This is a genomic window from Pseudomonas sp. NPDC087690 (genome assembly GCF_044743175.1).
In the GTDB taxonomy this organism is placed as follows: domain Bacteria; phylum Pseudomonadota; class Gammaproteobacteria; order Pseudomonadales; family Pseudomonadaceae; genus Aquipseudomonas.
Genome location: NZ_JBIUVX010000002.1, coordinates 218,152 through 240,312 on the forward strand (window position 1 = coordinate 218,152; position 22,161 = coordinate 240,312).

Annotated in this window: 21 protein-coding genes and 1 pseudogene; 13 read left to right on the plus strand and 9 right to left on the minus strand. The window is 60.4% G+C overall.

Annotated elements, in window-relative coordinates:
- Positions 1-74 precede the first annotated feature (74 nt).
- Positions 75-728 (plus strand): hypothetical protein, encoded by a 654-nt coding sequence (locus ACIPIZ_RS05090; RefSeq protein ID WP_064389236.1) that lies wholly within the window; start codon positions 75-77, stop codon positions 726-728.
- A gap of 120 nt (positions 729-848) precedes the next feature.
- Here ACIPIZ_RS05090 and phnX read toward each other — a convergent pair whose 3' ends face one another.
- Complete coding sequence (phnX, locus tag ACIPIZ_RS05095) at positions 849-1,676, minus strand: phosphonoacetaldehyde hydrolase (RefSeq protein ID WP_401164383.1); 828 nt, start codon at positions 1,674-1,676, stop codon at positions 849-851.
- 143 nt (positions 1,677-1,819) lie between these two features.
- Positions 1,820-2,929, minus strand: coding sequence for a 2-aminoethylphosphonate--pyruvate transaminase (locus ACIPIZ_RS05100; RefSeq protein WP_064389238.1), 1,110 nt, complete (start codon positions 2,927-2,929; stop codon positions 1,820-1,822).
- Between the two features lie 112 nt (positions 2,930-3,041).
- Here ACIPIZ_RS05100 and ACIPIZ_RS05105 point away from each other — a divergent pair, with 112 nt between their 5' ends.
- Positions 3,042-3,902: a LysR substrate-binding domain-containing protein gene (locus ACIPIZ_RS05105; RefSeq protein ID WP_064389239.1), complete on the plus strand. Its 861-nt coding sequence runs from the start codon at positions 3,042-3,044 to the stop codon at positions 3,900-3,902.
- 19 nt (positions 3,903-3,921) lie between these two features.
- Here the strand turns inward: ACIPIZ_RS05105 and ACIPIZ_RS05110 are convergent.
- A pseudogene (locus tag ACIPIZ_RS05110) lies at positions 3,922-4,617 on the minus strand (CatB-related O-acetyltransferase); the annotation flags it as partial.
- 181 nt (positions 4,618-4,798) lie between these two features.
- Positions 4,799-5,671, minus strand: a complete 873-nt coding sequence (locus ACIPIZ_RS05115) for a LysR family transcriptional regulator (RefSeq protein ID WP_064389242.1) — start codon at positions 5,669-5,671, stop codon at positions 4,799-4,801.
- A 269-nt stretch (positions 5,672-5,940) separates the two neighbouring features.
- Here ACIPIZ_RS05115 and ACIPIZ_RS05120 point away from each other — a divergent pair, with 269 nt between their 5' ends.
- A complete protein-coding gene (locus tag ACIPIZ_RS05120; protein WP_064389243.1) occupies positions 5,941-7,266 on the plus strand; it encodes an MFS transporter in 1,326 nt (441 codons plus the stop codon).
- Between the two features lie 72 nt (positions 7,267-7,338).
- Entirely contained in the window at positions 7,339-8,730 is a 1,392-nt protein-coding gene (locus ACIPIZ_RS05125; protein WP_064389244.1) for an FAD-dependent oxidoreductase, read from the plus strand.
- 109 nt (positions 8,731-8,839) lie between these two features.
- Here ACIPIZ_RS05125 and ACIPIZ_RS05130 read toward each other — a convergent pair whose 3' ends face one another.
- The gene (locus ACIPIZ_RS05130) at positions 8,840-10,222 is read right to left on the minus strand and encodes a type VI secretion system Vgr family protein (RefSeq protein WP_401164388.1); all 1,383 of its coding nucleotides are present in this window, start codon (positions 10,220-10,222) and stop codon (positions 8,840-8,842) included.
- 221 nt (positions 10,223-10,443) lie between these two features.
- Between ACIPIZ_RS05130 and ACIPIZ_RS05135 the strand changes: the two genes are divergently transcribed.
- Entirely contained in the window at positions 10,444-11,148 is a 705-nt protein-coding gene (locus ACIPIZ_RS05135; RefSeq protein WP_064389246.1) for a YebC/PmpR family DNA-binding transcriptional regulator, read from the plus strand.
- Between the two features lie 126 nt (positions 11,149-11,274).
- Here ACIPIZ_RS05135 and ACIPIZ_RS05140 read toward each other — a convergent pair whose 3' ends face one another.
- Entirely contained in the window at positions 11,275-12,588 is a 1,314-nt protein-coding gene (locus ACIPIZ_RS05140; RefSeq protein WP_401164390.1) for a leucine-rich repeat-containing protein kinase family protein, read from the minus strand.
- Between the two features lie 215 nt (positions 12,589-12,803).
- Positions 12,804-13,934, minus strand: coding sequence for a cell division protein ZapE (gene zapE, locus ACIPIZ_RS05145; protein ID WP_401164393.1), 1,131 nt, complete (start codon positions 13,932-13,934; stop codon positions 12,804-12,806).
- 305 nt (positions 13,935-14,239) lie between these two features.
- Here zapE and ACIPIZ_RS05150 point away from each other — a divergent pair, with 305 nt between their 5' ends.
- The 8 genes from ACIPIZ_RS05150 (at position 14,240) to ACIPIZ_RS05185 (ending at position 20,665) form a co-directional block, all read left to right on the plus strand.
- The gene (locus ACIPIZ_RS05150; protein ID WP_064389249.1) at positions 14,240-14,743 is read left to right on the plus strand and encodes a spore coat U domain-containing protein; all 504 of its coding nucleotides are present in this window, start codon (positions 14,240-14,242) and stop codon (positions 14,741-14,743) included.
- Between the two features lie 99 nt (positions 14,744-14,842).
- A complete protein-coding gene (locus ACIPIZ_RS05155) occupies positions 14,843-15,376 on the plus strand; it encodes a spore coat U domain-containing protein (RefSeq protein ID WP_253484720.1) in 534 nt (177 codons plus the stop codon).
- Positions 15,377-15,396: 20 nt separating this feature from the next.
- Positions 15,397-15,933: a spore coat U domain-containing protein gene (locus ACIPIZ_RS05160; RefSeq protein WP_064389251.1), complete on the plus strand. Its 537-nt coding sequence runs from the start codon at positions 15,397-15,399 to the stop codon at positions 15,931-15,933.
- A 4-nt stretch (positions 15,934-15,937) separates the two neighbouring features.
- Positions 15,938-16,438 (plus strand): spore coat U domain-containing protein, encoded by a 501-nt coding sequence (locus ACIPIZ_RS05165; protein WP_016983916.1) that lies wholly within the window; start codon positions 15,938-15,940, stop codon positions 16,436-16,438.
- A gap of 11 nt (positions 16,439-16,449) precedes the next feature.
- A complete protein-coding gene (locus ACIPIZ_RS05170) occupies positions 16,450-16,584 on the plus strand; it encodes a hypothetical protein (RefSeq protein WP_256585369.1) in 135 nt (44 codons plus the stop codon).
- Positions 16,529-17,260, plus strand: coding sequence for a molecular chaperone (locus tag ACIPIZ_RS05175; RefSeq protein WP_236708301.1), 732 nt, complete (start codon positions 16,529-16,531; stop codon positions 17,258-17,260). Before ACIPIZ_RS05170 ends, ACIPIZ_RS05175 begins: the two co-directional genes overlap by 56 nt.
- Positions 17,261-17,339: 79 nt before the next feature.
- On the plus strand, positions 17,340-19,697 hold the full coding sequence (locus ACIPIZ_RS05180) for a fimbria/pilus outer membrane usher protein (protein ID WP_122854295.1): 2,358 nt from the start codon (positions 17,340-17,342) through the stop codon (positions 19,695-19,697).
- Positions 19,694-20,665 carry a spore coat U domain-containing protein gene (locus ACIPIZ_RS05185; protein WP_122662070.1) on the plus strand — a complete coding sequence of 324 codons (972 nt, stop codon included), beginning with the start codon at positions 19,694-19,696 and terminating at the stop codon, positions 20,663-20,665. The genes ACIPIZ_RS05180 and ACIPIZ_RS05185 overlap by 4 nt, the downstream gene beginning before the upstream one ends.
- Before the next feature lie 136 nt (positions 20,666-20,801).
- On the opposite strand, the gene ACIPIZ_RS05190 is transcribed toward ACIPIZ_RS05185, so the two are convergent.
- Both ACIPIZ_RS05190 and ACIPIZ_RS05195 read right to left on the minus strand, forming a co-directional pair.
- Positions 20,802-21,557: an anti-sigma factor family protein gene (locus tag ACIPIZ_RS05190; RefSeq protein WP_401164400.1), complete on the minus strand. Its 756-nt coding sequence runs from the start codon at positions 21,555-21,557 to the stop codon at positions 20,802-20,804.
- Complete coding sequence (locus ACIPIZ_RS05195; protein ID WP_105704865.1) at positions 21,554-22,060, minus strand: sigma-70 family RNA polymerase sigma factor; 507 nt, start codon at positions 22,058-22,060, stop codon at positions 21,554-21,556. The genes ACIPIZ_RS05190 and ACIPIZ_RS05195 overlap by 4 nt, the downstream gene beginning before the upstream one ends.
- Positions 22,061-22,161: the final 101 nt, after the last annotated feature.

The following is a 22,161-nucleotide window of genomic DNA, read 5'->3' on the forward strand; positions in this document are numbered from 1 at the left end:
AGTTGTTACTTTTGAGCCGGTTGGTTTAGAAGTGATTTCATTAATGACAGGATTTTGTATAAAAGGATTTATAGATGACTTTCAGTATTCTTCTGGATCGTAAACAGAGTAAGAACATTGTAAAAAAAGCGATGGCAAAACCACCGATATCGCGACCCAAACCTGTGCCCGGCAAACCGCCAGTGACGTCGCCCTCCAAACCCGTGGTCAAGCCGCCGGTAGTTCCGGTCAAGCCGCCAGTCAAGCCTGCCCCGGTCAAACCACCGGTCAAGCCTCCCGTGAAACCGCCGGTCAAACCTCCAGTCAAGCCAGTAGCGCCGGGCACCAAACCACCGGTCAAGCCAGTGACGCCAGGCACCAACCCACCGGTAAGCGTCCGTCCGCCAATGCCGTGGCCTACCTTCAACATCAACATTGATCCAGTGGCCCTGATCAATCTGGTGAACGCCCTCGGCAGTATTGGCAAGCCCGACGGGTCGACCACACTGATCGATGGTAGCGTCGTCAATGCTGAGCGCAACCAGATCACCCGACCGGACGGTATCATTCAGCATGCTGACGGCAGGGTAGAGCATCCGGACGGTCGTATTGTCTGGCCGGATGAGACAGTTGAGTTTCCAGATGGTCGTATCGTCTGGGCTGACGGCAGCGAGCAATTGGCGGACGGTTCGATTCGTTATGCGGACGGATTGAAATATGACGCAGAAGGCAATCTTGTTGTTGAGTGAATGTTGTTGTTTGATTTTTAGGATGACTCGGGTTTAACAGCCTGGAATCCGATTGAGTATTTAAGTTGTTCAATAAAAAACCGCCAACTGTTTATCAGCTGGCGGTTTTTTTAGTCGGTCTTAATCGTTCTGCGGCATCTCACCCGCCGCCAGGCGTTTGTTGATGTCGGCAATCACTTGCGGCAAATCGCTGATGGTGTCGATCATGTAGTGTGGGCGTGAGCCTTCAAACAGCGCGTGGATACGCTTGCGTTCAGAGGCCAGTTCATCGCTGCCCAGCGCCCGGAAGCCCTGGTAATCGAGGCCCAGCGCGTTGCCCGAGCAGATCAGCGCGACCGTCCACATCCCGGCGCGGCGACCTTCGAGGATGCCCGGCACGGTGTCGTCGATTTTCACGCACGCAGCGACATCGTCAATGCCCAGCGCTATCACGTTGGCCAACGCCTGAGCCGGCCACGGGCGGCCGTTCGGCACTTCGTCGGTGGCGACCACGTGGTCGGCGACGTAACCGTTGGTGGCGGCCAGTTCGACGACTTTATCCATGACCTGTTTCGGATAGCCGGAGCACGAACCGATCTTGATCCCTTGCTGGCGCAGCTTGGCGATGGTTTCCAGGGCGCCGGGAATCAGCGCCGAGTGCTCGGCGATTTTCTCGATCTGCAGTGGCATGAAACGCTTGTAGATTGCAGTGACATCATCATCGGTCGGCGAGCGGCCGAACACTTTGCGATAGCGCTCGGCGACTTGCGGCTGATCGCACAGGGTACGGATGTGATCCCACTTGCCCATGCCCATCGGCCCGCGAGCTTCTTCGATGGAGACTTGCACGTCGAATTCGGCGAAGGCTTCGACAAAAATCTGCGTGGGGGCGAACGAACCGAAATCGACCACGGTGCCAGCCCAGTCGAGGATCGCGGCTTGCAGTTTGCTTGGATTGACGTAGTTCATGGCAATTAAATTCCTGATTTGAAATGCAGTTCAAACTGTAGGAGTGAGCCTGCTCGCGATAGCGGTTGATCATTCAACATCTTCGTCGACTGACACGGCCTCATCGCGAGCAGGCTCACTCCTACAGGGGATTTGTGTGGGTTTTAGATATCGAGGACTTCCATTTCGCGCAGCACTTCACCAACAGCCGCGACGGCCTGGCGCATTTCGTCCGGGCTGACGTGACCGATACAGCCGACACGGAACGTTTCAACCTGAGTGAGCTTGCCCGGATAAAGGATGTAGCCCTTGGCCTTGACCCGTTCGTAGAAGTCCTTGAACTGATAACGCGGATCTTGCGGAGCATGGAACGTGGCGATGATGGGCGCCTGAATCGCCGCTGGCAGGAAGCTGCGCAAGCCAAGCTTGGCCATCTCTTCCATCAATGCCTGGCAGTTGGCGGCATAGCGTGCATGCCGCGCCGGCAGGCCACCTTCTTCGTTGTACTGCAACAACGCTTCGTGCAGCGCCGCGACCACATGGGTCGGCGGGGTGAAGCGCCATTGACCGGTTTTCGTCATGTAAGCGTGCTGGTCGAACAGGTCCATCGCCAGCGAATGCGAATTGCCGGCAGCCGCAGCCAGCGATTCTTTGCGGGCGAAGACAAAACCCATCCCCGGCACGCCTTCCAGACATTTGCCGGACGCGGCGATCAATGCATCGAACGGGACTTTCTGCGCATCCACCGGCAACGCGCCGAAGGAGCTCATGGCATCGATGATCAGGCGTTTGCCGTGTTGCTCAACGACTTCGGCGATTCCCGCCAAAGGGTTAAGAATCCCGGTGCTGGTTTCGCAGTGGATCAACGCGACGTGAGTGATGTCGCCGTCGGCACGCAGCAGGCGGTCGACGTCGGCGGCGGTGGTCGGTTCGTCTTCAGCGGTTTCGAAGGTGCTGAACGAACGGCCGAGTACTTCGCAGATCTTCGCCAGACGCTTGCCGTAGGCACCGTTGATCAGCACCAGAACTTTACCGTCGCGCGGCACCAAGGTGCCGATGGCGGCTTCGACGGCAAAGGTGCCGCTGCCCTGCAACGGCACGCAGTGGTGAGTCGCGGCGCCGTTGAGGATTGCCAGCAGTTGCTCGCAGAGGCTGGCAGTCAGTTGATTGAAGCGGTCATCCCATGACCCCCAGTCGACCATCATCGCCTGGCGGGTGCGGGCCGAAGTGGTCAACGGGCCGGGAGTGAGCAGGATGGGTTCGGCGATACTCATTCGTGTGTCCTCGGATAGCGCTGGGGGATGAAGCTACGGGGCATACGTTGCAATTCGCCGTTGTATCAATCAAATTGTTTGTTGTTATGCCAGCCATCAGTGAGAGTTATTCATGAACTTGTTTCAGCTGCGCGCCTTCGACGCCGTCGCCCGTGAAGGCAGCTTCACCCGCGCTGCGGCGCGGTTGTTCATCAGTCAGCCGGCGGTCACCGGGCACATCAAGGCGCTGGAGGAGCACTACCAGATCACTCTGTTGCGACGGACTGCACGACGGGTGGAACTGACCGAGGAGGGCACCAAACTCGCGGCGATCACTCGGGCAATGTTCGGCCTCGCGGAGGAAGCGCAGGTGCTGCTCGAGGCCAATCGACAATTGCTCACCGGACGCCTGGAAGTGGCGGCGGACGGCCCGCACATGGTCATGCCGATGCTCGCCAGTCTGCGCGCGCGGTATCCGGGGATCACGGTGAATCTGCGCTTGGGCAATGCCCAGGAAACCTTGGCGGCGTTGTTGTCCGAGCACGCGGACGTGGCGGTGCTGACCGAAGTCGAGCCGCGCAAGGGTCTGCATTTACAGGGGTTGAGCGAGTCGCAGATTTGCGCACTGGTGCCGGCGGGGCATCCGTGGGCGGTGCGTGCCGGTGAAGTGAAACTCAAGGAACTGGATCAGGTGATCATGGTGCTGCGCGAGCCGAGTTCGATCACCCGGCGCACGTTTGATGAGGCGTGTGCGCAGGCGTCGATCCATCCGCGTGTGTTGCTGGAGCTCGATAGCCGCGAAGCCGTAACCGAAGCGGTGGCCGCCGAGCTGGGCGTTGGCGTGGTGTCATCGGTGGAGGTCAGCCACGACCCGCGAGTGGTGGCAATTCCGATTGCGGGGGAAGGGCTGGTGAACCGGCACATGATTGGCTGCATGGAGCGACGCCGGGATTTACGATTGATTCAGGCATTTTTTGCATTGGCGCCGCAATGACCAATAGCGGAGTCGCTGGCAGAACTGCCGTATTTTTTCGCGAAACTTCAATTTTCCGGTAGGTCGCCTGTTTGAGCGGCATTCCTTGCAACTGAATCAAAGCGGCTTCGGGATCATCCAGCGGCAGTGTCTGGAGAGCATTTACATCCACATTCCACCACTCGCTGGCGAGTAGCTTTTCGATGGTGTCCGGGTCATGCCGATACTTGATGATTTTCGCCGGAGTGCCGGCAACGATCGCGTAGGGCGGCACATCCTGAGTGACCAGCGCGCGGGTCGCGATAATGGCGCCGGTACCAATCTGTACACCTTCAAGGATCATCGCGCTGTGGCCAATCCAGACGTCGTGGCCAATCGTGACATCAGCCACTACCGGGTCGAACGTCAATGCCGTTCCGGTGTACTGAAAGGGATGTGAGCTGAGCCAGTCGGTTGGATGAGAACTCTTCTGCTGGCCAATAAAACACCGCGTGCTGATTGAACAAAACCTGCCAATCGAGGAAACAGCAGACAGTACGCAATCACTTCTGATGTAAGTGTGCGCACCGATGGCGAGTTGTTTCGACTCGATCACCACATGGCCAATGCTGACGTGTTCTTCAAGAATCAGCCTCGAACGCTTGTGCAACGAAAAAATGCCGCCGGCGACTTTGCAGTCATGCTGGCGAATCCATTTTTTCCAGAAGTGATCTCGAACCGAATCTATTATTTTCATCGCGATGGGTACTGGATTCCGGCATCGAACAGTGTGAGGTTCGATGCGTCACGGTCAATGATGTTGTGAAATTTCTTGTCACATGTGATGAAGCGCAATTGTAGCTGACGTTGTCGAACTGGATACATTCGTTTTACGACGGAAAAGACCACGTCCTACGGATGGCGTCGCAGGCTCGGTGCTATTGCAGGCTCTCGCGAACCATCTCCAGAAACGTCGCCACCACACGCCGCGAGCTTTGTTCACGCAAGCACACCAGGGTTTCGGTCAAACGCCGGGTGCAGTCGATAATGGGCAGGGCGCACACCCGCGAATCCGCACCAAATTCCGCCGCCGACACCACCCCTACGCCAATCCCCACCACCACCGCCTCGCGCGCGGCTTCGCGGCCTTCAACCTGAATCGCCGGACGAATGCGAAACCCCGCGCGGGCCATTTCTTCTTCCAGGGTCTGCCGTGTCACCGAGCCGTGCTCACGCAACACCAACGGCGTGTCATCGAGGTCCGCCAGGCAGATCGATTCGCGCTCGGCCCATGGGTGATTGCGCGACACGAACGCCACCATCGGATCGTTACGCAGCGGCACACACATCAAGCGCTCATCACTGACATCACGCCCCAGCAGCGCCAGATCCGCCTGATAGTTGAACAGGCGAAACAACGATTCGTCGGTGTTGCCCGTCTCGATCTTCACGCTGATTCCCGGATAGCGCTCGCAGAACCGCGCGATCTGCGGCAACACATGCACCGGTGCATCCACCGCCAGAATCAGGCTGCCGGTCTGCAGGGCCTGGGATTCCTGCAACAATTCCTGCGCCTCCGCTTCAATCACGAACAGGCGTTGAGTAATCGCCAACAGCCGTTCGCCCAGATCGGTGAGGCGCACGGAACGTTTATTGCGGTGAAACAGCAGAACGCCGAAACGTTCCTCCAGTTTTCGCACTTGGTCGGATATCGCCGGTTGCGTGAGAAAAAGGCGCTCGGCGGCGCGGGTGAAGCTTCCATGCACGGCCACCGCATGGAAGGCTTTGAGCTGGGCGTGGGAGACCGACATGATTGCTCCAGTAACAAGCTGAGCTTATGTGTGAAATACGATAAATCGATTTTATTTATTAAACAGTAATTGCTTTGATCCGCTCACGCCATCGCTGACTGTCCGAACGGGCAGCAGGGATGGCGATGAGCCTGTGCGTGCAACAGCAGGACTCATCTGACCGGTATCGCCATAGGGACGGGCTGATATCGCAGTGCTCAACAATAAAAACACAGGCGTTTTTCTTAACGATTCTGCCGGCACACTCACACCCTGAGGTCAGAACCACCATGAACAAGCACATCGGCACCATTGCGCGTTGGCGCGTGCAGATTTTCGCTGTCACCTGGCTCGCGTACGCCGCTTTCTACTTCACCCGCAAAGCTTTCTCGGTGGCCAAACTCGGCATTGCCGAAGACCCCACCTTCATGCTCGACAAAATGGCCATGGCCAACCTTGATGCTATCTATCTGGCGGCTTACGCCGTCGGCCAGTTCACCTGGGGCATGCTCGCCGACCGCTTTGGCCCAAGGGTGGTGGTACTCGGCGGTTTGCTGATTTCCGCCGCTGCCGCGCTGGTGATGGGAAGTTTCGCCACGCTGCCGATCTTCGCCACCTGCATGTTGATTCAAGGTTTGGCGCAATCAACGGGATGGTCGGGGTTGTGTAAAAACCTTGGCAGTTTCTTCCCTGCGCAACAGCGCGGGCGGGTGCTCGGGTTATGGAGTTCCTGCTATGCCTTTGGTGGTCTGGTGGCGTCACCGTTTGCCGGTTGGTGGGCATACACGCTCGTTGGCAGTTGGCACGCGGCGTTTATTTCCAGTGCCGCCGTGGTCGCCGTGGTCGCGGTGTTGTTCTTTATCTTCCAACGCAATAAACCGGAAGACGTCGGCTTGCCGGCAGTCGAGCCGGAGCCCGAACTCACGGCTGAAGAAACCGCAGCCAACAGCAAACTCAGTGTCTGGGAACCGTTGAAGGAAATCCTGCGCAACCGCACGGTACTGGTGTTGGGCCTGGCGTATTTCATGTTGAAACCGGCGCGTTACGCGATTCTGTTGTGGGGGCCGGTGATCGTTTTCGAACAGATGCCCAGCGTCGGCAAGGTCGGCGCGGCAATCATTCCGACCTCGTTCGAACTGGCCGGTTTGCTCGGGCCGATCATGATCGGTCTGGCCTCGGACAAACTGTTCGGCGCCCGCCGCATGCCCGCGTGCGTGATCAGTCTGCTCTTGCTCACCGTGACGCTGGCGCTGTTCATGGCGGCGTTGCAGTCCGGTAGCGTGATAATCGTGGTGGCGCTGTTGTTTGTCATGGGCCTGACCCTGTACGGCCCGGATTCGATGATCAGCGGTGCGGCTGCCATCGACTTCGGCAAGGCCAAGGCTGGCGCCACGGCGGCAGGCTTCGTTAACGGCTGCGGCTCGGTCGGCGCGGTGCTTGGCGGTTTGCTTCCCGGATACTTCGATACGGTCACGGTGTTCATTGTCTTCGCCGGTTGCGCCTTGTTCTCGGCACTGGTGCTGATTCCACACTGGAACAGTCGCCCGGTCGGCGTGATGGAACCGCGCGCATCCATTCCCAATTGCCCGTTGACGATCAAACCCCTGCGTTCCTGAAACCCCTTGCCTCGCGGCCTGCTGCGGCGCTCGCGGCAGGCTGTGTCGTGGCCAATTGACTGGAGAAAACCCATGAGACCGTTTTGGCTGGAGCAGGCCTTGCAGACCGATACTTCTGAAATCTGTGCGCCGCTGCAAGGCGAAGTGCGCACTGACGTGTGCATCGTCGGCGGCGGTTACACCGGTTTGTGGACGGCGATCATGCTCAAACAGCAGAACCCCGAAATCGATGTGCTACTGATCGAAGCGGACATCTGCGGCGCTGGCGCCAGTGGGCGCAACGGTGGCTGCGCGTTGTCGTGGTCGGCCAAGTATTTCACTCTCGAGCGCTTGTTCGGTGTGGAAGAAGCGGTGCGGCTGGTCAAGGAATCGGAGCGCAGCATCCACGCCATCGGCGAGTTCTGCGAGCAGTACGACGTGGATGCCGATTACCGGCTCGACGGCACGTTGTACACCGCGACCAATCGCGCGCAGGTCGGCTCGACCGACGCGGTGATCGCCGCGCTGGAGCGTAACGGCATCAACTCGTTCAGCCAGCGTCCAGTGGCCGATGTCCAGCGCATGGCTGGCTCCGGCAAACATCTGGAGGGCTGGTTTTCGCCGGCAGCGGCGAGTGTGCAACCCGGCAAACTGGTGCGCGGTTTGCGCCGGGTGGCGTTGCAACTGGGCGTGAAAATCCACGAAAACACGGCGATGACCGGGCTGGAGGAGGGCCGTCCGGCGCGTATCCAGACAGCGAACGGCAATGTGATCGCCGACCGTGTAGTGCTGGCGATGAACGCCTGGATGGCCCGCGCTTTCCCGCAGTTCGAACGCAGTGTGGCAATCGTTTCCAGCGACATGCTGATCACCGAACCGCGCCCGGAACTGCTTCAGGAAATCGGCTTGACCAGTGGCGTCACCGTGCTCGATTCACGGATTTTCGTCCACTACTACCACAACACCCCGGACGGCCGGATCATGCTCGGCAAGGGCGGCAACACGTTCGCTTATGGCGGGCGGATGCTGCCGGTATTCGATCAGCCGTCGCCCTATGCGGGGCTGCTCCAGCGCAGTCTTGCCGATTTTTTCCCGGCGTTTGCCGAGGTCAAAGTCGACGCGACCTGGAACGGTCCCTCGGATCGCTCGGTGACCGGCCTGCCGTTTTTCGGGCAGATGAGCAGCAGCGGCAATGTGTTTTACGGTTTCGGCTATTCCGGTAGCGGCGTCGGTCCGTGTCACATGGGCGGGCAGATTCTCGCGTCGCTGGTGCAGGGCCTGGATAACCCGTGGACGCGCTCGCCGCTGGTCAACGGCCCGCTGGGCTACTTCCCGCCGGAACCGATTCGTTACTTCGGTTCGCTGATGGTGCGCAACGCCATCCGGCGCAAGGAGCGCGCTGAAGACCACGGTCGCCGACCACGGCATCTGGACGTGCGCCTGGCAAAATTCGCCGCGGCGGCGGGCAAGGCCGACAAGGCCTGAAAACCCACCACCCTGTGTAGGAGCTGCCGCAGGCTGCGATCTTTTGATCTTGTTTGTTAAAAAACCAGATCAAAAGATCGCAGCCTGCGGCAGCTCCTGCGCGGGTGGGTCAGTTGCGGTAGAGGAGCCAGTCGAGTAGCTGGGGGCAGGCTTGAGTGGGCGGTATTTGTTGCTGCGGCAGTTCGCCTTGCGTGCCCAGGCAGAGGATCGGTCGATCCGGATCGCTGTCGAGAAAACTCACCCATACCTCACTGCCGGCACAGGGCAGTTCATGGGCTGCGATCCGCCCATTGGCGTTGGTCAGGGCAATCGGCAGCCATATTCCATCGTCTGCCTGCACAGTTGAGCCTGGCCACAGGTTGACGTTGATTCGGCCTTGGTCATCGAGGGTGGCTGGCTGCCCGGGCGTGCCGAGTACGCGCGCCTGGTGATAGCCGGGGATCATCGGTCGCGGCTGCTTGAGTGCCGGGCGAAATTCCGTCGACCAGGGCAGGGCAACGAAATCGTTGTGGTAACGGTAAACGCTGGGTGTCGGATCGAGAATCGACGGTTGCTGCCCATGATGGTGCATTTCGGTGATCAACCATTGTTCGTTGAAACTGTTGATCGGATGCTCCGCGACCTGAATCAATTGACCACTGAGCAAATCCGCGCAATTGCTACGGCCATGGATCGAGCGATATTGACAGCGCTGACGCTGCAGATGGCGACGACTGCGTTGTTCGGCATAGCGATGCTGCTTTGACAGCGCCGTTGTCGGGCCGATGACAGTCTGGTTGGCGGCATCCTCGCTGGCGTGTCGGTGTCCGCGATCACGCACATGGCGTAGCGGCGCAACCGGCACCGCGTCATGGCGCTGGAACAACGTGGCGATACACGGCGAGGGAGCATCGTCATCGAGACTGAACGGCAGGAGCGTGGTGTCTTGGGGCAAGCTCAGGCTGTCATCGGCGAACACCACGACATGCCCGTTCAGGTCATGCTCGAAGTGGTAATGAATGCCTTCTTCCTCGCACAGTCGTTGCAGCAATGCCAGGTCGCTTTCCTCATATTGGATACAGAACTCGCGATTGGGGTATTGGTCAACGATCATCTCCATTCGGTAACTGTCGATCGGCAGCGCGTTTTCCTCAAGTAACCGTTGGAGAATCTGCGGCACGCTCAAGTTTACGAATACGCGGCGCTTGCGCGCTGGAGCGAGCTGTTGCAGAGAGGGTACCAGCAGCAGTCGATAGCCGACTCTATGGGCGCCGCGATGTTCGCAACTGGCGCTTTCGATGCGGCCGTGAATCCCGTGATGGTCACTCAGATGCAGAAATGCCGGCTGCTGCAACAGCGTGGCTGGGGCCATGGCCTGGCCGAGGCCGATCAGTTCAATGTCGAAGCGGTAGGGGTGATTGAGCGCTTCCTCACCGCGAAAACGCAACACCGGCATTTGCAACCCACTGTCGGTCAGGGTCAGCGTGAAGGGACTTTCCATGTCATTGAGCATTCGCACAGGCTCTGTCTGGCAATATGGCCCCAGAGGGTACGAAACCGCAGCGCTGAATGGTTATGTCAAAGCGGCTTTTCAGAATCGCCCTACACGTTCTGGTGAAAATGTCGATTCAGCATTACGATTTTTTTGGTCGATTGCCGACTTTAGGCCGTATAAACTTGGCGCCACGCGTCGGCCAATAGATGTCTCGGCGCCACAGATCAAGAGAGTGAGTAATGGGCGCACAGTGGAAGGTTAAACACAAAGAAGCGGCAGCCAACGCCAGGGGCAAAATCTTCGGCAAGCTGGTGAAAGAAATCACCATTGCTGCGCGCAACGGTGCCGATACTGCCACCAACGCACACCTGCGTCTGGTGGTCGAACAGGCCAAGAAAGCCTCGATGCCGAAAGAAACCCTCGATCGCGCGATCAAGAAAGGCGCAGGCCTGCTGGGTGAAGCGGTGCAATACCATCGCGTGACCTACGAAGGTTTCGCCCCGCATCAGGTGCCGCTGATCGTCGAGTGCGTGACTGACAACGTCAACCGTACCGTAGCGGAAATCCGCGTCGCGTTCCGCAAGGGCCAATTGGGCGCTTCCGGCTCCGTGGCCTGGGACTTCAACCACGTCGGCATGATCGAAGCCTCGCCGGACACCCCGGACGCCGATCCGGAAATGGCTGCCATCGAAGCCGGAGCCCAGGATTTTGAAGCGGGTGAAGACGGCGCGACGCTGTTCCTGACCGACCCGACTGACCTTGACGCGGTGCAGAAATCCCTGCCGGAGCAAGGTTTCACGGTATTGTCGGCCAAGCTTGGCTATCAGCCGAAGAACCCGGTCAGCGGCCTGAGCGACGAGCAGATGGCTGAGGTTGAAGCGTTCCTCGAAGGCCTCGACAACCATGATGACGTGCAGGACATGTTTGTTGGCCTGGCGGGCTGATCGACTGCGTCAGTGATGGCCACATCGCGAGCAGGCGAAGGCCTACAGGCCAGAGGTGAACACATCATTCGTGATCACCACCGTCCACTGTAGGCGTGAGCCTGCTCGCGATTGACCGCGCAGCGGTCACAGATTCTCAAGCTGCCGTATGACCTCAGCAAACCCCGGCCGCGCCAGCACATCCGCCTGACAGCAACGTCGCTCCAGCTCTTCAAGCACCGTACGCAGTTGATCACTCAACCCCGAGTCGATGCGCGCCAGCAACTCACCCAACAGAATCCCGAACGCACGTACTTCGATACGTTGCAGCGCGCGCGTTTGCGCCGTGTCGGCAATGGCATGGAACGACGCCCCGCCAAAATCCCCGAGCAGGCAATCGCCGCGCTCGTTCAACAAAATGTTGTGCCCGTAGAGATCGCCGTGGGTGATGCCTTGCTGATGCAGATGCTCCGCTGCCGAGGCGATGCCTCTGGCAATGTTCAGCGCCACCTCGACACTGAACCGGCAATCCTCGGCGTAAACATCCCGCGAGCAGGATGCCAGGCTTGGCAGGTCGGCGAGGTTACGGAAGGACGGATCGATCAGTTGCATCACCAATCCCTGCTGGCCGTCGGGATGGCAACTGATGCGCCCCTCGATGCGGATCAGATTGGGATGCAGGCCGGCGGTGATACAGGCGTTCATTTCGTGCAGCGGCGAACCGTCGCTGGTCATTTCACCTTTGTACAATTTCACCGCCACCGACGTCACTGAGCCGTCGTCGCGTTGCCAGCTCGCCCGGGAAATCACTCCCGAGGCACCTTCACCCAACCGTTGCTCCAGACGCAGCGCCGACCAGGTAATCTGCGGCGTCGCTTCCAGCGCGGCGGCGTCTGCCTCGGTTTCCAGCGGGTTACCGGCGTACGCTAGCCAGGTCAGGCTCGGCAGCGCGAGCAGCCACTGCGGCAGTTCGGTCAGGTGGTTGGCGGAGATGCGCAGCAACTCAAGCCGATGGCAGTTGCTCAACGAAGGCGGCAGCGCTTGCAGGCGGTTGCCGGACAGCATGAGCTTTTGCAGGGCCGGGCGCTCACCGAGTTCCCTCGGCAGGCTTTCGATGCAGTTGTCGGTCAGGATCAGCCAGCGCAAGTGCGGCGGCAGAGCTTCGCCGGGTACGTTGACGATGCGATTGGCTCTGAAGCCGACCATCGTCAGCGCCGCGCATTGGCCGAGACAGGCCGGCAGTTCGGTGAACGGGTTGTCGGAACAGAACAGCACCCGCAGTCGCGTCAGACGATGCAGGTCATCCGGCAGACTGCTCAGTGCGTTGCCGCTGAGGTTGAGGATTTCCAGAGTGTCGGCCAGTTCGAAAATCTCGACCGGGAACTCGGTCAGTCCGCAGGACAGGTCCAGCCGCGTGATGCCCGACAACTCGCCGGCGCGTAATTGAGCAAGGGTGTGCATGTGGGGTGTTCGCTAATGATCAGTGGAGCAACGCGGGGGCGCTGAGGATGGGCGACATGATAACGGCAAAGCGGGTTCCGGGCTTGAGCGCAATGCTGCAAGCGTCATGGAACCATGTGGGAGCGAGCTTGCTCGCGAAGGCGGAGTGTCAGCCCCTTATATGTGACTGACAGGGCGCTTTCGCGAGCAAGCTCGCTCCCACAGGGTCGGTGTGGTCAGTCGTCGTTGTGCATCTCTTGCAACTGCCCCAACCGGCTGCGCGTGCGCGCCAGGTCAATGGCGTGGCCGTCGAGGCTTTCGTGCAAGGGCAGGCGACCCAGCAACGTCAGATGCTTGTCCTGGTCGTACAACACGTCGATCAGGTTGATGAAGCGTTGTTGCGCGGCGATCGGGCATTCTCCCAGCTCCGGTAGATCATCAATGATCCAGCGGTCGAAACGTCGACACAGCTCCAGATAATCCATGACCGCCGTCGGTTGTTCACACAGATCGTTGAAGGTAAAACCGACACTTCGCTCTTTACACCAGCGAGCCCGAATCTGCCGGGTGCCGACGGTTAGCGCAACGCCCGGCGCATCCGCAGGCGGCAGCTCCAGAGCGGCGCGTTGCGCTGGCGTGGCTGGCCACACGTAATGCCCCTGAGTGAATATCTGCTGCGCAGAGTGGCGCGTGTGACTGCGGTAATCGTGCGGCCCGCCGACTTCCATCACCTGCATGTGCGTATTGATCAGCTCGATCACCGGTTTGAAGCGGGCGTGATAGAGCGGATTGGGCAGCAGGCCGTCAGGCGCATAGTTGGAGGTCACCAGCAGCAGAATCCGCCGCTTGAACAATGCCTTGAACAGCCGGGTGATGAGCATGGCGTCGCCGATGTCATGCACATGAAACTCGTCAAAACACAGCACCCGACAATCCTCCAGCAATTCGTCGAGGGTCACTTCGAGGGCATTGTCCTGCTCGCGATGGCTGAACATGCCCTGATGCAATTGCGCGAAAAACTGATGGAAATGCAGACGCCGTTTCTGGGTGATCGGCAAGGCCTGAAAGAAACCATCGAGCAACCAGCTCTTGCCGCGTCCGACGGCGCCGAACAGATAAAGACTTGGTGCGGTTCGGCCGCTTGCGCCAAACAACAGGCTGGCTTGCTGCGCCATGCACTCGATGACGCGCTGCTGGCTATGACTGAGGGTGTAACCCTGACCGCTGGCCTTGTGCCGGAAGTAGTCGCGGATCGACTGGGCACTGGCGTCATGCCCGGCACTGGCCGGCAAACCCTTGCCCAACCAACGGCGCAATGCCGGCCAGCGCTGGATCAGTCGCGATCGTTTCGGCAGGTGGGCAGGCACTGGGGGCGTCTCCGTGTTCGTCAAGACCGGCTTCCGGGAGCGTGGCGACGTAGTGTAACCAGACGCCGACCTGGCCAGCCACCGCGACGATTCCAGAGTGGGCGGTTATTGGACAGAATCCTACGGCACGTACAGCTATTTTTAGCGACTTGGCCTGACCGATTGCCAACCTTTCGAAACATATCCCGGATGATCACTGGATCCAATCGACTGGCGGAATCGTCGACCGTTGCTAACCTCAATCACAGAAACGACGTCGCAAGCGATCACTGACAAGGAACGGCGCAGTGAATGTACATGTGGTCATGGGGCTGCTGGGGGCACTCGTTGCACCTGTTCATGCGGCAGATCTTCAGGTCGAAGTGCGCGTCGATGTGCAGCGCGGCTGCCAGTTGATCGGCCAACAGCGTGGCGCCGGCATTGAGCAACTGGGTGTGCTCGACTTCGGCAGCACCGCACGCCTCGATGACCCCGCCGGGCCGTTGGCTGCCGCGTTGACCAATCAGCGCCTGCCACGGCTGGAGTGCAACCCCGACACGCCTTACCAGATGCGCGTCGATGGCGGCTTGCATGGCGGTGTCGGTGAGGTCCGCTACATGGCCGGTTCGACCGGCAGCAAACCTATTCCGTATCGCTTGTATCAGGACGCGGCGCGCCGGGTACCGCTGGTGGTGGATGTGCCAGTCAGCGGGCGGGTGCCGGATAGTGGCACGGTAGAACTGCCGCTGTATGCGCGCATCGAGCGCTTGGCTGAGGTGCCGCGAGTCAGCCGTTATTCGGATCTGGTCAAGGTGACGGTCACCTGGTGATCACGGTTTCAAGGCACCCGGCGGACGCGGGTGTGCAAGGAAGGCGTTCCATGATGAACGCGGTGAATGAGTCAGCGTAAAGGAGCAGGGACGGGCGCAATGACAGGCAAACACTGGATGGTGGTAGCGGCAGGTATGCTGGCTATGCTCGCAGGCAACGCGCAAGCGGCAGTCAGCGGGCAGATCAATGCGCGGCTGATCCTGATTGCCGGCTGTGAAGTCACCAACACCAGCACACCCGCCAGCCCGGTCAGCGATTTCGGCACGCTCGATTTCGGCCTTCAGGGCCCGACCTGGAACGCACCGATCAAGGCCAGTCTCGGCAGTGACAGCAGCGGCAAACTCAACGTCGCCTGCAATCCTTCGGTCACTGGTTTCACCGTCACCATTGACGGCGGCGCCCACGGTGACGGCAACACCCGGCGCCTGAGCAACGGCCGCCAGACTCTTCCCTATCAGCTGTTCGTCGATCCCTCCGGCGCCCGGAGCTACAGCATCGGCCAGCAACACAATTTCGCTGTCACCAGCGCTGCGCAGATACCCATTCCGGTATTCGGCTCGGTGGTGGCGAATACCCGCGCGGTATCGGCAGGTGTCTATACCGACACGCTGACGGTGACGCTCGACTGGTAACCCCGTAGAGGACGGACACCATGCGTATGTTTGCATCAAGGATAGGTTTGTCGTTGCTTGGCCTGGCGCTGGTTTCCAGTGCCAACGCCGCCACCACGGTCACCGGCCAGATCACCTCCAGCCTGATTCTGATCAGCAGTTGTCAGGTCAACGGTGCTGGCGGTTCCACCGGGCTGAACTTCGGTGCGTTGAACTTCGGCACCGCCAACAGCCTGTTCACCACGGCCACCGGGCAAGTGTTGGGTGGCGGTGGCGGGGCACTGTCGATTCTCTGTTCCAGCGGCACCACGCCGACGGTCAAGGTGCGCGCCGGTTCCCATGACGGCATGTCACCGGGCGGCACACGAGCGTTGTACGACGGGGTGGCCAATTACGTGCCGTACGACTTGTACACCGATGCCGGGCACTCGCAACTGCTGGCGATCGACGGGACGATCAATCTCGCCGCCAGCACCGGTGTTGCGCAGACGGTGAACATCTACGGTCAGGCGGTGGGCAAGGCCGGTTTGCCGGCGGGGACTTACACCGACACTGTCGCTGTTGAACTGACGTTCTGATGCCATGCGCCGCCATGGCTGTGCCGCGCTGCTCCTGCTCTGTGCCGGCAGTGCGCCGCTGCCGCTGACCGCAGCGACGAGCCAGAGCTTTCAGGTCAGTGCCACGGTTACTGCCGGGTGTCTGGTGGTGGGCGGGGTGTCGAACTATGGCGGGCTGAATTTCGGTTCGCGTTCGGCACTGGCTACCGGCACCGTGCAGGTCGCGCTGACCGGCGGGGTGCAATTGCAATGCACGCCGGGCGTAACGCTGAACATGAGCGTTGATGGCGGCCAGTACAACAGCAGCGGACGGCACATGCAGGTCAACAGCGGCAGCGCGCGGGTGGCGTATGCACTGTTTCGCGATGCGGCGTACAGCCAGAGCCTGGGCATTGGCCAGAGTGTGGCGGTGGCTTACAGCGATGCGAACAACATCAGCCTGCCGATTTACGGTCAGGTGCAATTGCCGGGCAATCAGCCTGGGGGGACGTACAGCGACGTGTTGCAGGTGCAACTGTCGTGGTAAGGCGAAGTTGAATGGCCGACAAGGAGCAGGTTTATGGGGTCAGTTACGTCACGGCATTCGCTCGTGTGTTGCGCGATGTGCGCGGTGGTCATGTTCGGGGCAAGCACCGCACACGCTGCCAGTTCGGTGCTGATCTGGCCGATTGATCCGGTGCTGGAGGCTGATCAACAGGCCAGTGCGCTGTGGCTGGAAAACCGCGGCAGCGAAACCGCCAATCTGCAGATCCGCGTATTCGGCTGGAGCCAGAGTGGTTTCGCCGAGCAATACCAGAACCAGCGCGACGTGATCGGCAGCCCACCGGTGGCGAAAATCGAACCGGGGCAGAAACAACTGGTGCGCCTGACCCGCACCAAGGAAGTGCCGCCGGGGCAGGAACTGGCCTACCGGATCATCATCGACGAAATTCCTTCCGCACAACCCGCGACCGCTGACGGAGGCAAAACCGCCGCAGCGATCCGCTTCCAGATGCGTTATTCGGTGCCGCTGTTTGCCTATGGCGCCGGGTTGTGGAGCAAAGAGGACAGCACCCGTGCGCGTGATCCCAAAGGGGTCGGCCTGCCGCAGTTGAGCTGGCGCACGGTAGCCGTGGACGGCAAGCCTTATGTGGAAGTGCGCAATCAGGGCGCGGTGCATGCGCGGTTGACCGACGTGGCTATAAAGCAGGCCGGGCAGAGCAAACCGTTGGCCGAAGGGCTGCTCGGTTACGTGCTGCCGGGTGCGGTGATGCGCTGGCCGGCACCGACACCGCTGACCAATGATTCGGCGTTGCAGGTACGAGTAAATGGCGCGGCACAGGTGCAGAGCATCACGCCCGCCAAGTGAGTGAGTCGTAGCGCGGGCATCTGGCGTCGACGAAAGCGGTATCAGGAGGATTCAGTCCATTGACGGACGTAAAACGCGTATGAACCCAGGACGGGTTCGCCGTATTCAGCGTCCGTTGTGGCTCATCACCGGCGCGTGTTGCCTGATGTTCATTCAACCATCCGGGGCCGGCGATCTGCCGCCGCCACCGAGCGGCATGGAGGCCGTGAGTGATGCTCAGTTGTTTCTGGAACTGGTGGTCAACCAGATGAATACCGGACGCGTGGTAGCGGTGCAGCAGCGCGACGGGCGCTTGTTTTTGCCGGCGACGGCGTTACGCGAAACCGGCATGAAGTTGCCCGACAGCCTCGGCGCCGAGGTCGATCTCGACAGTCTGGCGGGGCTGCACAGTGACTACGACAGCGTCGGTCAGCGCCTGCTCCTGGACGTGCCGCCGGACTGGCTGCCAGAACAGTTCATCGGCAATCGGCAGAGCTATCCGCGGACGCCGGCGCTGAGCAGTTTCGGCGCGCTGTTCAACTATGACCTGTACCTCAATGACACCGACGATGCCGGCACTTATCTGGCAGCGTGGAACGAAGTGCGGCTGTTCGACAGCTGGGGCACGCTGTCCAACACCGGGCAATACCGGCGAACCTTGTCCGGTGATTCGCTCAACACGCTGGACAACGGCTATCTGCGCTACGACACCACTTGGCGATACTCCGATGACGAGCGAATGCTCACCTACGAGGCGGGTGACGTGATCAGCGGTGCATTGCCGTGGAGCAGTTCGGTGCGGTTGGGTGGCGTGCAGTTTTCTCGGGACTTTGCGGTACGCCCGGATCTGGTGACCTATCCGTTGCCGCAATTTGCCGGTGAAGCGGCGGTGCCATCCTCGGTGGATCTGTTCATCAATGGCTACAAGTCCAGCAGCGCAGATTTGCAGCCAGGACCTTACACGCTGACCAATATTCCGTTCATCAACGGTGCGGGCGAAGCTGTCGTAGTGACCACTGATGCGCTCGGTCGACAGGTCTCGACCACGGTGCCGTTCTATGTCACCAGCACCTTGCTGCAAAAAGGTTTGAGCGATTTTTCCGTGGCTGCCGGTACGTTGCGTCGCGACTATGGTTTGAAGGATTTCAATTACGGCCCGGGTGTCACCTCCGGCAGCCTGCGCTATGGCGTCAGCGACAGTTTCACCCTGGAAAGCCATGCCGAAGCGGCCGATTCGCTGACACTGGGCGGCCTCGGCGGCAATTGGCAGCTCGGTAACTTCGGTGTGCTCAACAGTGCACTGAGCCAAAGTCGTTTCGACGGCGAGGGCGGCCACCAGGTCAGCCTGGGCTATCAGTACAGCAACCAGCGTTTCAGCTTTTCCTATCAGCGGTTGCAACGCCATGATCAATACGCCGATCTGAGCGTGGTCGACAGCCCGTACATCAGTCTTAGCCGGCGCAGCGAACAGGCGACCCTGAGCCTCAATCTCGAGCGCTGGGGCAGCCTCGGCGCGGGTTATTTCGATGTGCGCGCGGCGGACGATTCGCGCACGCGGCTGCTCAACCTCAGCTGGAGCAAACCGTTGTGGCGCAACAGCAGTTTCTACCTGTCGGCCAACCGTGAAATCGGCGACAGCAACTGGGCCGTGCAGGCGCAACTGGTGATTCCGTTCGACTTGCGCGGCAGTCTGGCGATCAGCACCGAACGCAGTAAAACCGGGCAGAGCCAGCAGCGGGTCAACTACAGTCGCGCGGTGCCGACCGAGGGCGGCGTAGGTTTCAATCTGGGTTATGCCAAGGGTGACGGCGCCGACTATCGTCAGGCTGACGTCACCTGGCGCCTGCAATCGGTGCAATTGCAGGCCGGTGTCTACGGTACTTCCGACGCCGAAACCCGTTGGGCCGACGCCAGTGGTTCACTGGTGTGGATGGACCGTCAGGTGTTCGCCGCCAACCGTATCGACGACGCTTTTGTGGTGGTCAGTACTGAGGGTTTTGCCGACATTCCGGTGCGCTACGAAAACCAGCAGGTCGGCCAGACCGACAAGAACGGTCATCTGCTGGTGCCGTGGAGCAGCGCTTATTACCGGGGCAAGTATGAAATCGATCCACTGAATCTGCCGGCCAACGTACGCAGTCCCAACGTCGAACAGCGCATCGCGGTGAGGCGTGGCAGCGGTTATCTGCTGGAATTTCCGCTGACCCGAGTGATTGCCGCGAGCATCGTTCTGGTTGACGCGCAGCAGCGCGAGCTGCCGCTGGGCGCGGGTGTTTTGCACGAGCAGAGCGGCACGCGGACGGTGGTCGGCTGGGATGGGTTGGTCTATCTGGAAAACCTGCAGGCGCAGAACTCGCTGCAAGTAACACTGGCCGACGGCAAGACCTGTCAGGCGCAGTTCAGTGTCGATCTGAATCAGGATCAGGTGCCGTTGATTGGCCCGTTGGTGTGTCAATGATGTTCCGGCGATGGCTGTTATGTCTGGCACTGCTTATACCCGGGGCGGTGCAGGCCGCGTGTTCGGTGGTCAGCACCACGCCGGCGGCGTTCGGCATGCTCAGTTCGATCGCCGTACGCACGACTTCGCAGCCCAGTTCCACACTGAATGCCGGTTTGAGTTGCACCGGCTCTCTGTTGTCCCTGCTGACCAGCAACGACCACTTCTGGGGCACCGTTTCTTCGACTAAAAGTGGTCTGGTCGGGCCGACCGGCGATGTCATCAATTACACGATCTACGCCAACAACAGCACCAGCTACCCGCTGACGCGCGGCACCGCCTACGACTTCGCGCGCAACGGCATCATCGATGCCTTGGGCCTGCTCAACGGTACGACGCCGAAAACCGTGCCGCTCTATCTCGGCACAACCATTGGCAGCAACGTCGCCGCCGGGGTGTACACCGAAACCCTGAGCATTTTCTGGAACTGGAATTACTGTTCCGGGATCGGCATCGGTGCCATTTGCATTGGGCGCGATATCGCCAACGGCACGACTTCTTTGACGGTGAACCTGACGGTGTCCAACGACTGCACGATTACCGCGCCGAACATTGCCTTCGGCAGCGCGCCGGTGGTTAGCGCGTTCACCCCGGTGACCGGACAGACGATCAATCTGGCCTGCACCAAAGGCAGTGCTTACACCGTGGGCTTGAGCGACGGGCAGAACGCGGTGAGTGTCGGCGGGCGGCGGCGGATGATTTCCGGGAGCAATTTTCTCGCCTATGACATTTTCAAAAGCGCCGGTACCACGCGCTGGGGCAGTGTCGGCGCGGCGCGGCGCGCCAGTACCGATGCCGAGGTGAATCCGGGTAACGGGTTGGGCACCGGTAGCCAGATCTTCAACTACAACGCGAAGATCTACACCGACCAGACCACACCACCGGCGGGCACTTATCTGGACAATGTGGTGCTCGACGTCGGTTTCTGACCTGACTCGCCCCCTTGCTGACCCGACTCAATCCCTGTAGGAGCTGTCGAGTGCAACGAGGCTGCGATCTTTTGACCCTGTTTTTTAAGATCAAGATCAAAGGATCGCAGCGTGCCGCAGCTCCTACAGGAGCGATTCAGAATTGCAGCGATTGCCTGAGCTGTTGCGCCGCCGGGGAGTCAGTCGGGCTGACCATGGCGTAGTTGTACCCGCCACCCGACCAGTACTCGGCCTGCAAGTCGCCATCACTGCGGCTGCCACGCGGCAAAAAGGTGTTCTTCGGTCCCGGTGGGCGAACGTAAAAGCTCACCTTGTGCCCGCTGCCATCCTCATACATGACCATCGCCGCCGGGCCTTCGTCAGTGCTGAGCAGGCGTCCGCTGACCGGTTCAAACCCGGCCGCTTTCAGATCGGGCAAGCGACCGGCTTTGGTGAAGTAGCGGTCGAGCCAGCGTTGCATGTCACCGTCGCTGTCGACCTTGTAATCGGCCGGCAACATCCCTTGCTGGGCGATCAGCCGATACGCCTGCAACGCGTCGGTCATCGGTAACAGGGAAGGGCGCACCAGGGTCATCTCACGGGCCTGCCAGCCGCTGAAGCCGCCGACGCTCACCGCGATCAACAGCACCGCCGCACTGGCCAGATGGCGACGTGCCTGGCGCTGACGACGCTGGCGGAGCATCAGCGGGTCAAGCGCCGGATTGGCCGGTAGCTGCAAGGCACCGCCAAGCGCCGCGCGCAATTGCTGGGCATCCTGCTGCCAGGCGCGTACTTGCGCAGCGTGTTCCGGATGACTGGCCAACCAGGTTTCCAGCACACGCCGGTCGGCGTCGCTGAGCTGGTGGTCGACGTAAGCGTGCAAATCACGCTCGCTGGGAGGCAGGCTGATCATTTGAGTATCCGCAAAGAAGGGCTGCTGATTTCGCCGTCGCTGAGTTGGCGCAAGGCCTGGCGGGCGCGGGACAGGCGCGACATCACGGTGCCGATCGGGGCGCCGAGAATCTCGGCGACCTCTTTATAAGTCAGGCCTTCCACCGAAACCATCAACAGCAGGGCGCGTTGTTCGGTCGGCAATCGGTCGAAGGCCTGCAGGGTCGACTGGGCAATCACGGTGCGTTCCACCGAAGGCTCGGCATCCTCGCGTCCGGTGAAAAACTCGAGCATCCGCGCATAGCGCCGCGAGCGCCGGTGGGCGTCGAGAAACTGCCGGTAGAGGATTGCGAACAGCCAGGCACGCAAGTCGCCGTCGGCGCGCTTGGCGCCCCAACTCGACAAGGCACGCTCCAGGCAGGCCTGCACCAGATCGTCGGCGCTGCTGCTGTTGCGCGTCAACGACACGGCAAAGCGGCGCAATCGCGGGATCAATTCACGTAGCTGTTGGTCTAGCTCGTTCATGGTGAGGTATTCATGCCGTAGTGCTGATGAAATGGAACATGCCTTGAGGCCCGAAACGCGGTGTTGGCTTGGAAGACGTCCCGGCGCGCCGATTATTCCAT